Source organism: Pseudomonas sp. BJP69, from assembly GCF_007633355.1.
Lineage (GTDB): Bacteria > Pseudomonadota > Gammaproteobacteria > Pseudomonadales > Pseudomonadaceae > Aquipseudomonas > Aquipseudomonas juntendi.
This window is the reverse complement of the sequence record NZ_CP041933.1, coordinates 1,023,137-1,035,694: the sequence shown is the minus strand read 5'-3', so window position 1 is coordinate 1,035,694 and position 12,558 is coordinate 1,023,137. Positions and strand designations below refer to the sequence as shown.

The following is a 12,558-nucleotide window of genomic DNA, read 5'->3' as shown; positions in this document are numbered from 1 at the left end:
CAAGGCCTGCAGCTTGAGATGTCGGCACACTCCAGGAGCACCGTGAAGGTTTTTTCCTACTTCACGGCACCATGACCTGACCCACGTCAGCGAATGGCTGAGACGGCGGATTTATGCTGTCGTCAACTTTCTCCTGGCAGGAGTTGTTAAATGTCTGATTCATCCGGAAAATTGAAACTCGGTGCATTAGTTGCACTCGTGGTCGGCTCGATGATTGGCGGCGGCATATTCTCGCTGCCGCAGAACATGGCGGCCAGCGCAGGGGTTGGCGCGGTACTGATCGGCTGGGCCATCACTGCCGTGGGCATGCTGACCCTGGCCTTCGTGTTCCAGACCCTGGCCAACCGCAAACCAGACCTCGATGGCGGGGTGTATGCCTACGCCAAGGCCGGCTTTGGCGACTACATGGGCTTTTCTTCGGCCTGGGGCTACTGGATCAGTGCCTGGCTGGGCAACGTCGGCTACTTCGTGCTGCTGTTCAGCACCCTGGGCTACTTCTTCCCGGTCTTTGGCGAGGGCAACACGCCAGCCGCCATCATCGGCGCCTCGCTACTGCTATGGGCCGTGCATTTCCTGGTCTTGCGCGGCATCAAGGAAGCGGCGTTCATCAACCTGGTGACCACCGTGGCCAAGGTGGTGCCGCTGGTGCTGTTCGCCCTGATCTGCCTGTTCGCCTTCAAGCTGGACATCTTCACCGCCGACATCTGGGGCCGGGGCACGCCCGAACTGGGCAGTGTGATGAACCAGGTCCGCAACATGATGCTGGTCACCGTATGGGTGTTCATCGGTATCGAGGGTGCGAGCATCTTCTCGTCACGCGCCGAAAAGCGCGCCGACGTGGGCAAGGCCACGGTCATCGGCTTCGTGACCGTGCTGTTGTTCCTGGTACTGGTCAATGTGCTGTCGCTGGGCATCATGACCCAACCGGAACTGGCCAAGCTGCAGAACCCGTCGATGGCCGCCGTGCTGGAGCATGTGGTCGGCCACTGGGGGGCGGTACTGATCAGTGTCGGCCTGATCATCTCGTTGCTGGGGGCCTTGCTGTCGTGGGTGCTGCTGTGCGCCGAAATCATGTTCGCCGCCGCCAAGGACCACACCATGCCGGCATTCCTGCGCCGCGAGAACGCCAACCAGGTACCTGCCAATGCGCTGTGGCTGACCAACGCCATGGTGCAGGTCTTCCTGGTGATCACGCTGTTTTCCAGCAGCACCTACCTGTCGCTGATCTACCTCGCCACCTCGATGATTCTGGTGCCCTACCTGTGGTCGGCGGCCTACGCCTTCCTGCTGGCGCTGCGCAGCGAAACCTATGAGCAGGCCCTGGCCGAACGCAAGAAAGACTTGATCATCGGCGCTATCGCCCTGCTGTACGCCATCTGGCTGCTGTACGCCGGCGGTGTGAAATACCTGCTGCTGTCGGCATTGCTGTACGCCCCTGGCGCGATCCTGTTCGCCAAGGCCAAGCGTGAAGTGGGCCAACCCATCTTCACCAACGTGGAAAAACTGATCTTCGCCGCCGTGGTGATCGGCGCCCTGGTGGCAGCCTATGGCCTGTACGACGGCTTCCTGACCCTTTGACCACGCTTTCGTCCCATTGGAGGAATGAAACCATGTCCGCTGAAAAACAGAAGTACGGTGTGCACTCCGAGGCCGGCAAGCTGCGCAAAGTCATGGTGTGCGCACCGGGCCTGGCGCACAAGCGCCTGACGCCGAGCAACTGTGACGAACTGCTGTTCGACGATGTGATCTGGGTCGACCAGGCCAAGCGTGACCACTTCGACTTTGTCACCAAGATGCGTGAGCGTGGCGTGGATGTGCTGGAAATGCACAACCTGCTGACCGACATCGTGCAGCAACCTGAAGCGCTGAAGTGGATTCTGGACCGCAAGATCACCGCCGATACCGTCGGCGTGGGCCTGACCAATGAAGTGCGCAGCTGGCTGGAAGGTCTCGAACCGCGCCACTTGGCCGAATTCCTGATCGGCGGCGTGGCCGGCCAGGACCTGCCGCAGAGCGAAGGCGCCGAAGTGGTCAAGATGTACAACGACTACCTGGGGCACTCCAGCTTCATCCTGCCACCTTTGCCCAACACCCAGTTCACCCGTGACACCACCTGCTGGATCTACGGCGGCGTCACGTTGAACCCGATGTACTGGCCAGCACGGCGCCAGGAAACGCTACTCACCACTGCCATCTACAAATTCCACCCGGCGTTCACCAGCGCCGACTTCCAGGTGTGGTATGGCGACCCGGACAAGGACCACGGCAACGCCACGCTCGAGGGTGGCGACGTGATGCCGATCGGTAATGGCGTGGTGCTGATCGGCATGGGCGAGCGCACCTCGCGCCAGGCCATCGGTCAGCTGGCCCAGAGCCTGTTCGCCCACGGTGCGGTCAGGGAAGTGGTGGTCGCCGGCCTGCCCAAGTCGCGCGCCGCCATGCACCTGGACACCGTGTTCAGTTTCTGCGACCGCGACCTGGTCACGGTCTTCCCGGAAGTGGTCAAGGAAATCGTGCCGTTCATCATTCGCCCGGACGAAAGCAAGCCGTACGGCATGGACGTGCGCCGCGTGAACAAGTCGTTCATCGATGTGGTCGGCGAACAGCTCGGGGTCAAGCTGCGGGTGGTCGAAACCGGCGGCAACAGCTTCGCCGCCGAACGCGAACAGTGGGATGACGGCAACAACGTGGTGGCCCTCGAACCAGGCGTGGTCATCGGCTACGACCGTAATACCTACACCAACACCCTGCTGCGCAAGGCTGGCATCGAGGTCATCACCATCAGCGCCGGCGAACTGGGCCGGGGCCGGGGCGGCGGCCACTGCATGACCTGCCCGATCATTCGTGACCCCATCGATTACTAACGCCCATTACCCCGGCCGCGCTTACCCAGCGGCGGCCGGTGCGTTCACCCTACCCAAGGAGAAAAGTCATGGCGTTCAACATTCACAACCGCAACCTGCTGAGCCTGGAACACCACACCACGCGCGAGTTGCGCTACCTGCTGGACCTGTCCCGCGACCTCAAGCGCGCCAAGTACACCGGCACCGAACAGCAACACCTGAAGGGCAACAACATTGCCCTGATCTTCGAAAAAACCTCCACCCGCACCCGCTGCGCCTTCGAAGTGGCGGCCTACGACCAGGGTGCCAATGTCACCTATATCGACCCCAACTCATCGCAGATCGGCCACAAGGAAAGCATGAAGGACACCGCCCGCGTACTCGGGCGCATGTACGACGCCATCGAATACCGTGGTTTCAAGCAGGAAATCGTCGAAGAGCTGGCCAAGTTCGCCGGGGTGCCGGTGTTCAACGGCCTGACCGACGAGTATCACCCTACCCAGATGATCGCCGACGTGCTGACCATGCGCGAGCACAGCGACAAGCCGTTGCACGACATCAGCTACGCCTACCTGGGCGATGCGCGCAACAACATGGGCAACTCGCTGCTGCTGATCGGCGCCAAACTCGGCATGGACGTGCGCATCGCCGCGCCCAAGGCGCTGTGGCCACATGAGGACCTGGTTGAGCGCTGCAAGCAGTACGCAGAAGAAAGTGGCGCGCGTATCACCCTGACCGAAGACCCGCTGGCCGCGGTCAAGGGCGTGGACTTCGTGCACACCGACGTGTGGGTATCGATGGGTGAACCGATCGAGGCCTGGGGCGAGCGTATCAAGCTGCTCAAGCCTTACCAGGTGAATGCGCAACTGATGAAGGCAACTGGCAACCCCCGCACCAAGTTCATGCATTGCCTGCCGGCGTTCCACAACTCCGAAACCAAGGTGGGCAAGCAGATTGCCGAACAGTACCCGGACTTGGCCAACGGCATCGAAGTGACCGACGACGTATTCGAGTCGCCCGCTTGCATTGCCTTCGAGCAGGCGGAAAACCGCATGCATACGATCAAGGCGATCCTGGTTTCGACCCTGGCTGACCTCTGAAAGCTGAAAGCTGAAAGCTGAAAGCTGAAAGCAGCTGATCACACCGGCCTGCTTCTGCTTGCGACTTGCAACTTGCAACTTGCCGCTTGCAGCTTGCAGTCCCAAGCCCACCTCAAAAGGACATTCCCCATGCGTATCGTTGTTGCATTGGGCGGCAACGCCCTGCTGCGCCGCGGCGAACCCATGACCGCTGACAACCAGCGTGCCAATATCCGCACCGCCGCCGAACAGATCGCCAAGATCCACCCCGGCAACGAGCTGGTCATTGCCCACGGTAACGGCCCGCAGGTCGGCCTGCTGTCGTTGCAGGGCCTTTCCTACAAACCGGACGAGGCTTACCCGCTGGACGTGCTGGGCGCCGAGACCGAGGGCATGATCGGCTATATGATCGAGCAGGAGCTGGGCAACCTGCTGGCCTTCGAAGTGCCGTTCGCGACCTTGCTGACCCAGGTTGAAGTCGACGCCAACGATCCGGCCTTCAAGGACCCGACCAAGTTCATCGGCCCGGTCTACAGCAAGGACGAGGCCGAGCGCCTGGCCAACGAGAAGGGCTGGGTGGTCAAGCCTGACGGCGACAAGTACCGACGCGTGGTGGCCAGCCCGAAACCCAAGCGCATCTTTGAAATCCGCCCGATCAAGTGGCTGCTGGAAAAGAGCAGCATCGTGATTTGCGCGGGCGGCGGCGGCATCCCCACCCTGTACGATGAAAACCACAAGCTTAAAGGGGTGGAGGCGGTCATCGACAAAGACCTGTGCTCGGCGCTGCTGGCAGAGCAACTGGAAGCCGACCTTCTGATCATCGCCACCGACGTGGATGCGGCGTACATTGACTGGGGTAAACCTACGCAGAAAGCCATCGCCCAAGCGCACCCCGACGAACTGCAGCGGCTGGGTTTTGCCGCGGGGTCCATGGGGCCGAAAGTGCAGGCCGCCTGTGATTTTGCCCGCCATACCGGCAAGGTGGCAGTGATCAGTTCGCTGGAAAACATCGAGGAAATTGTCAAAGGCACAGCCGGCACCCGTGTTTCGACCGCGAAGCCGGGGATCAGCTACCGTTGAATGCAATGGGCGGGCCTGCGCGGCCCGTCATTTTCGACCTTCCCAAGGAGCTTTCCATGGCCCAGTACCACCCCGGTCATGTACACATCGAGCGCATTGCGCTGAACAAAGATGACCACAGCTATGACCTGAACATCGAATACGAGGCAGTGTCGGAACCCAAGGAAGGTAGAGGCATTCAGTTCCGCATGCATGGCAGCATCGAAGGCAAGGCAGTCGATGAAGCGTTCTTCCTGCCCAAGGACCAGGCCCTGCCCAGCTTTCTCATGCTGCTGACGCGCAGGGCGCAAGCGTACCTGCCGTCGCCAAAGAAATTCGAAAACCTGAGTTCACCGCACAAGCTCTATGACCATATGTTCGCGGACATTCGCGAAAAACTGGCTGTGAAGTCGGGCGACCCGGTCAAGCCTGAACACCTGGAGTGATTTTCCCAAGTTTGGGGCTGCCTTGCAGCCCATCGCAGGCAAGCCAGCGCCCACTTCGATCGCATCGGCCTCAAGGCCTGTGCAGTACCTGTGGGAGATACTATGGTTCCTGGCAAGGGTAGCCGGAGCATCTTCAGCGCCTGTGAGACCGAGCGCCGCCCGCGCGGCGCAATCGCGAGCTGCGCTCGCTCCTACGTTTGTTTCGGGCCAGTAACGCCTGTGACAGGCGCGCGCGGCCGCCTTGTTTGTACGGCGCGATATTGAGGCATGCACCAAGGCGTTCGCGCGCAAATCCCACAGGAATAATTGGCCCGAAACAAACGTAGGAGCGAGCGCAGCTCGCGATTGCGCCGCGCGGGCGGCGCTCGATCTCACAGGCGCTGCATATCTTGTGACAAACACCTATCAGCCCTGACGCGATCCCTGTGGGAGCTGGCTTGCCTGCGATGGGCCGCAAGGCGGCCCCGGCGATGTTGAGGCATACTACCGCCCTCCCCGGCCACCACCCTCTACGTTCCCATGCGCATCCACGTCAGCTTCATCGACCGCGTCGGCATCACTCAGGAAGTGCTAGCCCTGCTCGGTGCCCGCAACCTCAACCTGGACGCCGTGGAGATGGTCCCGCCGAACGTGTACATCGACGCCCCGACGCTCAGCCCCGCGGTGCTCGAAGAGCTGCACGACGCACTGTTCGAAGTGCACGGGGTACAGTCGGTGGACGTGGTCGACATCCTTCCCGGGCAACGTCGGCACCTGCAACTGGATGCGTTGCTGGCAGCGATGAGCGACCCGGTCCTGGCCGTGGACAGCGCCGGCAAGGTGTTGCTTGCCAACCCGGCGCTGATCGAGCTGTGCGGCCGCGAATCGGCCGGGCGCTCGGTGGGCGAGCTGTTCGGCGACGCCGGGCTGCTGCAGGCGCTGCTGGACAACAACTTCCACCTGCCTATGCGCGAGATGCAACTGAACGGCCACAGCCTGCTGCTCGATGCCATGCCCATTACCAACGCCGGTGGCCTGCTGACGCTTTACCCGCCATCGCGCATGGGCGAACGCCTGTCGGCCCTGCACCACGACCACGCCGAGGGCTTCGACGCCCTGCTGGGCGAGTCACCGGCCATCCGTACTCTCAAAGCACGCGCCATGCGCGTTGCCGCACTCGATGCGCCGCTGCTGGTGCATGGCGAAACCGGCACCGGCAAAGAGCTGGTGGCCCGCGCCTGCCATGCCATCAGCAGCCGCCAGGCGGCACCGTTCCTGGCGCTGAACTGCGCCGCCCTGCCCGAGAGCCTGGCCGAGAGCGAGCTGTTCGGCTACGCGCCCGGCGCCTTCACCGGCGCGCAACGCGGCGGCAAGCCGGGGCTGATGGAGCTGGCCAACCAGGGTACGGTGTTTCTGGATGAGATCGGCGAAATGTCACCGTACCTGCAGGCCAAGCTGCTGCGCTTCCTCAGTGACGGCAGCTTCCGCCGGGTGGGCGGCGACCGCGAAGTGAAGGTCGATGTGCGCATCATCAGCGCCACCCACCGCGACCTGGAGCGCATGGTGGCCGAAGGCAGCTTCCGCGAAGACCTGTTCTACCGCCTGAATGTGCTCAACCTGCAGGTACCGCCCCTACGCGACCGCGGCCAGGACATCCTGATGCTGGCGCACTTCTTCATGCAGCAGGCCTGCACGCAGATCCAGCGCCCAGCCTGCCGGTTGACCCCGGCCACCCATTCGGCGCTGCTGGCCAACCCTTGGCCGGGCAACGTGCGCCAACTGCAGAACGTGATTTTCCGTGCGGCGGCCATCTGCGAAAGCAACCTGGTGGACATCGGTGACCTGGACATCGCCGGCACCTCGGTGGCGCGCGGGCAAGATGGCGAAGTGGCCAGCCTGGAGCAAGCCGTGGGCGATTTCGAGCGTGAGCTGCTGCAACGTCTGTACGCCAGCTACCCCTCCACCCGGCAACTGGCTGCGCGCTTGCACACTTCGCACACCGCCATTGCCCAGCGCCTGCGTAAATATGGAATACCCGGCAAAGGCTGATAGTCGTTGCAATAACCCGGTAGTTGTTCAGACCTTTCCTACGCGAGTGAAAGATACTCTCCCACATATGCCTCGTAGAATGATGACGGTGTATTGCCACTTGTCATCCCACTGATCCGCCCAAGTGCGGAGCGTGGTTCGCTACTGGATATAACGAGAGCACCTGATGTTTGAACTCGATTTTTACGGGACACTTGTAGCCGCCTCTCTCGTCCTGTTATTGGGGCGCGGGCTGGTTGCACGGATTGGTTTGTTGCGCGTCTACAATATTCCGGAACCCGTTGCTGGTGGCCTGGTCGTCGCCTTTGCCCTGCTGGCGTTGCGCAGTTTCGATGTGCAGGTGCAGTTCGATACCTCACTGCAAACACCCTTGATGCTGGCCTTCTTCGCCACCATCGGCTTGAGCGCAGACTTTGCCAGCCTGAAAAAAGGCGGGCGTGTGGTGGTGGTCTTCCTGCTGGTTGTCACCAGCCTGTTGCTGGTGCAGAACGCCATGGGCATCGGCCTGGCCTCGGCATTGGGGCTGGACCCTTTGATGGGCCTGCTGGCCGGTTCGATCACCCTGTCCGGCGGCCACGGCACCGGCGCCGCCTGGGGCGCCACGTTCAGCGAAAAGTTCGGCCTGGCCTCGGCTGCGGAACTGGCGATGGCCTCGGCCACCTTCGGGCTGGTGCTGGGCGGCCTGATCGGCGGGCCGGTTGCCCGGCTGCTGATCAAGCGGGTGAAAACGCCGGGGGCGGATGAGGAACTGCCGCAACTGCCCCAGGGTTTCGAGCGGCCTGACAAAGAGCGCCTGATAACATCGTTTTCATTTGTGGAAACACTGGCGCTGATAGCGGTAAGCCTGCTTGCCGGTTCTTTGCTCAATGGCGCACTCAAAGGAACTGCATTCGAACTGCCGACGTTTGTGTGTGTGCTGTTCGTGGGTGTATTGCTGCGCAATGGGCTATCCGCATTCGGCTTCTACCGTGTGTTCGAACGGGAAGTTTCGGTACTGGGCAATGTCAGCTTGTCGCTGTTCCTGGCCATTGCCTTGATGTCGCTCAAACTATGGGACCTGGCAGCGCTGGCCTTGCCGTTCTTCGCATTATTGGCCGCACAGACACTGGTCATGGCGCTGTTCGCAATTTTCGTGACGTTCCGGGTCATGGGTCGCAATTACGATGCTGCCGTATTGGCTGCCGGCCATTGCGGATTTGGCCTGGGGGCCACGCCCACTGCCATTGCCAACATGCAGGCAGTGACCCAGCGCTACGGCGCTTCGAACATTGCCTTTCTGGTGGTACCCATGGTGGGGGCATTCTTCATCGACATCATCAATGTCATCGTGATCAAACTCTATCTGGCACTGCCGCTGTTCATGGCAGGTTGATGCCTTTTACCGTACCTGTGGCGTCGCCCGACTAAAGAGTTGGCAGTAACGTGCCAAACAGACGCCGCGGCACTGTAACGCTTTGATTACAACGTATCGAAAACGCTACATGGGTGTGCGCATGCGGTTATACAAGGGTTTGATAGAGAAACGCTTTTTCACCCCGCGTGCAATGTAGCGTTTTCGTTCCACCGCCAAAAATCGAGCGCCTCAGTAAAAATTTAACTTATTGTTTTATAAGCCTTTTTTGAAATTGGCCGCATTATTGCTATGGGAATCCCAACCCAAGAGCGCGGGCACACCGCGCCCAACGCTGAGGATTCCGCATGAGCGAGTTGCGTTTCACCGAAGATCACGAATGGCTGCGCGTCGAAGCCGATGGCAGTGTCACCGTGGGCATCACCGCCTTCGCCCAGAACGCCCTTGGCGATGTGGTGTTCGTGCAACTGCCCGAGTTGCAGCAGTACGAGAAAGGCAGCGAAGCATCCACCGTCGAGTCGGTGAAAGCTGCCAGCGGCGTGTACATGCCCCTGACCGGCGAGGTGGTTGAAGTCAACGCACAGCTCGACTCAAGCCCGGAGCTGGTCAACGAAGACCCCATGGGCGAAGGCTGGTTCTTCCGCTTCACCCCGGCCAACATCAGCGAAGTCAGCGCCCTGCTCGACCAGGACGCCTATGACCGCCTGATCAAAGCCAACGCTGAAGCCTGAGGACTGCGCCATGACCATCAACCTCAGCACCGCCAACGAATTCATCGCCCGGCACATCGGCCCGCGCACCGCCGACGAGCAGGCCATGCTCGCCGCACTCGGTTTCGAATCGCTGGACGCCATGACCGCGGCGGTCATCCCCGACAGCATCAAGGGCACCAGCGTGCTCGGCGCGCACGACGGCCAGAGTGAAGCCGACGCGCTGGCAGCACTCAAGGCCATCGCCGGCAAGAACCAGCTGTTCAAGAGCTTCATCGGCCAGGGCTACTACAACACTCACACCCCGGCCCCCATTCTGCGCAACCTGCTGGAAAACCCGGCCTGGTACACCGCCTACACGCCCTACCAGCCGGAAATTTCCCAGGGCCGCCTGGAAGCGTTGCTGAACTTCCAGACCCTGATCAGCGACCTCACCGGCCTGCCGATCGCCAACGCTTCGCTGCTCGACGAAGCGACCGCCGCAGCCGAGGCCATGACCTTCTGCAAGCGCCTGTCGAAGAACAAGACCAGCCACAGCTTCTTCGCGTCGGTGCACTGCCACCCGCAAACCCTGGACGTACTGCGCACCCGCGCCGAGCCGTTGGGCATCGACGTGGTGGTCGGCGACGAACGCGAGCTGGGCGATGCCAGTGCCTTCTTCGGCGCGCTGCTGCAATACCCGGCCAGCAATGGCGAGGTGTTCGACTACCGTGAAGTGGTGCAGCGCTTCCATGCCGCCAACGCGCTGGTCGCCGTGGCAGCCGACCTGCTGGCCCTGACCCTGCTGACCCCACCGGGTGAGTTCGATGCCGACGTGGCCATCGGCAGCGCCCAGCGTTTTGGCGTGCCCCTGGGCTTCGGCGGCCCACACGCGGCCTACTTCGCCACCCGTGACGCCTTCAAGCGCGACATGCCAGGCCGGCTGGTCGGCGTGTCGATCGATCGCTTCGGCAAGACCGCCCTGCGCCTGGCCATGCAAACCCGCGAGCAGCACATCCGCCGCGAGAAGGCCACCAGCAACATTTGCACCGCCCAGGTGCTGCTGGCCAATATCGCCAGCATGTACGCCGTGTACCACGGCCCGGCCGGCCTCAAGCGCATCGCCGAGCGCACCCACGCACTGACTGCGGTTCTTGCAGTCGGCCTGAACCGCCTGGGTTTGCAAGTGGTCGGTGCAACAGCCTTCGACACCTTGACCCTGGCCACCGGCACCGCCACTGCCAGCCTGCATGAGCAGGCCCGCGCCCAAGGTATCAACCTGCGCCAGGTCGACGCCGCCCACCTGGGCCTGTCGCTGGACGAAACCAGCACCCAGTCTGACGTGCAGGCCCTGTGGCAACTGTTCGCTGGCAACCAGCCCCTGCCTGACTTCGCCGCGCTGGCCGCCAGCACCGGTTCGCTGCTGCCCGCGGCCCTGCTGCGCCAGTCGGCCATCCTCGAACACCCGGTATTCAACCGCTACCACAGCGAAACCGAGCTGATGCGCTACCTGCGCCGCCTGGCCGACAAGGACCTGGCGCTGGACCGCAGCATGATCCCGCTGGGCTCCTGCACCATGAAGCTGAACGCAGCCAGCGAAATGATCCCAGTGACCTGGGCCGAGTTCGGCAACCTGCACCCCTTTGCGCCGGCCGAGCAAAGCCAGGGCTACCTGCAGATGACCACCGAGCTGGAAGCAATGTTGTGCGCTGCTACTGGCTATGATGCCGTGTCGCTGCAGCCCAACGCCGGCTCGCAGGGCGAGTACGCCGGGTTGCTGGCCATACGTGCCTACCACCGCAGCCGTGGCGAAAGCCACCGCGACATCTGCCTGATCCCCTCGTCGGCCCACGGCACCAACCCCGCTACCGCCAACATGGCCGGCATGCGTGTGGTGGTTACCGCCTGTGACGCCCGCGGCAACGTCGATGTCGAGGACCTGCGCGCCAAAGCCATCGAACACCGCGAGCGCCTGGCCGCGATCATGATCACCTACCCATCGACCCACGGCGTGTTCGAGGAAGCGATCGGCGAAATCTGCGCGATCATTCACGACAACGGTGGCCAGGTGTACATCGACGGCGCCAACATGAACGCCATGGTCGGCCTGTGCGCGCCGGGCAAGTTCGGCGGCGACGTGTCGCACCTGAACTTGCACAAGACCTTCTGCATTCCGCACGGTGGCGGCGGCCCGGGGGTGGGCCCGATTGGCGTCAAGTCGCACCTGGCGCCGTTCCTGCCCGGCCATGCGCAGTTGCAAAACACCCAGGGTGCGGTGTGCGCCGCGCCGTTCGGCAGCGCCAGCATTCTGCCGATCACCTGGATGTACATCCGCATGATGGGCGGTGCCGGCCTCAAGCGTGCGTCGCAGATGGCGATCCTCAACGCCAACTACATCGCCCGCCGCCTGGAAGAGCACTATCCTGTCCTGTATAGCGGCGGCAATGGCCTGGTAGCACACGAATGCATCCTCGACCTGCGCCCACTGAAGGACACCAGCGGCATCAGCGTCGACGACGTGGCCAAGCGCCTGATCGACTTCGGCTTCCACGCCCCGACCATGTCCTTCCCGGTGGCCGGCACGCTGATGATCGAACCGACCGAAAGCGAGTCCAAGGAAGAACTGGACCGCTTCTGCAACGCCATGATCCAGATCCGCGCAGAAATCCGCGCGGTCGAGGACGGTAGCCTGGACAAAGACGACAACCCGCTGAAAAACGCCCCGCATACCGCGGCCGAGCTGGTTGGCGAATGGGCGCACGGTTACAGCCGCGAGCAGGCGGTGTACCCGCTGCCTGGCCTGGTGGAAGGCAAGTACTGGCCACCGGTCGGCCGCGTCGACAACGTATTCGGCGACCGTAACCTGGTATGCGCCTGCCCGTCGATCGAGAGCTATCAGGACGCCTGATCCGGCTCGCCGGCTCCCACAAGGGCTCCACTGCCTGCAAGGGTTGTGCTGCACCTGTAAGAAGCCTGCTCTCACGGGAACGTCGTACCTGTGGGCGCTGGCTTGCCGGCGATCGAGTGCGCAGCACTCGCCTTTTCTTTCTGGAGGGAACGAGC

At 62.4% G+C, this 12,558-nt stretch carries 9 protein-coding genes; all 9 read left to right on the top strand.

What is annotated here, in order from left to right; genetic code table 11:
• Window positions 1-150: 150 nt before the first annotated feature.
• The 9 genes from arcD to gcvP all read left to right on the top strand — a co-directional run bounded on the left by arcD (window position 151) and on the right by gcvP (window position 12,403).
• Window positions 151-1,578, top strand: a complete 1,428-nt coding sequence (gene arcD, locus FPB55_RS04825) for an arginine-ornithine antiporter (RefSeq protein WP_009683388.1) — start codon at window positions 151-153, stop codon at window positions 1,576-1,578.
• Between the two features lie 32 nt (window positions 1,579-1,610).
• Window positions 1,611-2,864, top strand: coding sequence for an arginine deiminase (gene arcA / locus FPB55_RS04820; protein WP_009683387.1), 1,254 nt, complete (start codon window positions 1,611-1,613; stop codon window positions 2,862-2,864).
• A gap of 68 nt (window positions 2,865-2,932) precedes the next feature.
• On the top strand, window positions 2,933-3,943 hold the full coding sequence (locus tag FPB55_RS04815) for an ornithine carbamoyltransferase (protein ID WP_009683386.1): 1,011 nt from the start codon (window positions 2,933-2,935) through the stop codon (window positions 3,941-3,943).
• A 129-nt stretch (window positions 3,944-4,072) separates the two neighbouring features.
• Entirely contained in the window at window positions 4,073-5,002 is a 930-nt protein-coding gene (arcC, locus tag FPB55_RS04810; RefSeq protein ID WP_009683385.1) for a carbamate kinase, read from the top strand.
• 56 nt (window positions 5,003-5,058) lie between these two features.
• Window positions 5,059-5,427 carry a DUF5064 family protein gene (locus FPB55_RS04805; protein WP_125855745.1) on the top strand — a complete coding sequence of 123 codons (369 nt, stop codon included), beginning with the start codon at window positions 5,059-5,061 and terminating at the stop codon, window positions 5,425-5,427.
• A gap of 519 nt (window positions 5,428-5,946) precedes the next feature.
• Window positions 5,947-7,455 carry a sigma-54-dependent transcriptional regulator gene (locus FPB55_RS04800; protein WP_047150239.1) on the top strand — a complete coding sequence of 503 codons (1,509 nt, stop codon included), beginning with the start codon at window positions 5,947-5,949 and terminating at the stop codon, window positions 7,453-7,455.
• A gap of 166 nt (window positions 7,456-7,621) precedes the next feature.
• Window positions 7,622-8,827, top strand: coding sequence for a sodium/glutamate symporter (gene gltS, locus FPB55_RS04795; RefSeq protein WP_033691431.1), 1,206 nt, complete (start codon window positions 7,622-7,624; stop codon window positions 8,825-8,827).
• Between the two features lie 326 nt (window positions 8,828-9,153).
• Window positions 9,154-9,537: a glycine cleavage system protein GcvH gene (gcvH, locus tag FPB55_RS04790; RefSeq protein ID WP_054890561.1), complete on the top strand. Its 384-nt coding sequence runs from the start codon at window positions 9,154-9,156 to the stop codon at window positions 9,535-9,537.
• Window positions 9,538-9,547: 10 nt separating this feature from the next.
• Window positions 9,548-12,403 (top strand): aminomethyl-transferring glycine dehydrogenase, encoded by a 2,856-nt coding sequence (gene gcvP, locus FPB55_RS04785; RefSeq protein WP_125855420.1) that lies wholly within the window; start codon window positions 9,548-9,550, stop codon window positions 12,401-12,403.
• The last annotated feature ends 155 nt before the right edge of the window (window positions 12,404-12,558 follow it).

Bases quoted from the DNA above. Each gene is read 5' to 3' on its own strand.
- gcvH (WP_054890561.1), top strand. From the start codon at position 9,154: ATGAGCGAGTTGCGTTTCACCGAAGATCACGAATGGCTGCGCGTCGAA.
- FPB55_RS04805 (WP_125855745.1), top strand. From the start codon at position 5,059: ATGGCCCAGTACCACCCCGGTCATGTACACATCGAGCGCATTGCGCTG.
- FPB55_RS04800 (WP_047150239.1), top strand. From the start codon at position 5,947: ATGCGCATCCACGTCAGCTTCATCGACCGCGTCGGCATCACTCAGGAA.
- gltS (WP_033691431.1), top strand. From the start codon at position 7,622: ATGTTTGAACTCGATTTTTACGGGACACTTGTAGCCGCCTCTCTCGTC.
- gcvP (WP_125855420.1), top strand. From the start codon at position 9,548: ATGACCATCAACCTCAGCACCGCCAACGAATTCATCGCCCGGCACATC.
- FPB55_RS04815 (WP_009683386.1), top strand. From the start codon at position 2,933: ATGGCGTTCAACATTCACAACCGCAACCTGCTGAGCCTGGAACACCAC.
- arcA (WP_009683387.1), top strand. From the start codon at position 1,611: ATGTCCGCTGAAAAACAGAAGTACGGTGTGCACTCCGAGGCCGGCAAG.
- arcC (WP_009683385.1), top strand. From the start codon at position 4,073: ATGCGTATCGTTGTTGCATTGGGCGGCAACGCCCTGCTGCGCCGCGGC.
- arcD (WP_009683388.1), top strand. From the start codon at position 151: ATGTCTGATTCATCCGGAAAATTGAAACTCGGTGCATTAGTTGCACTC.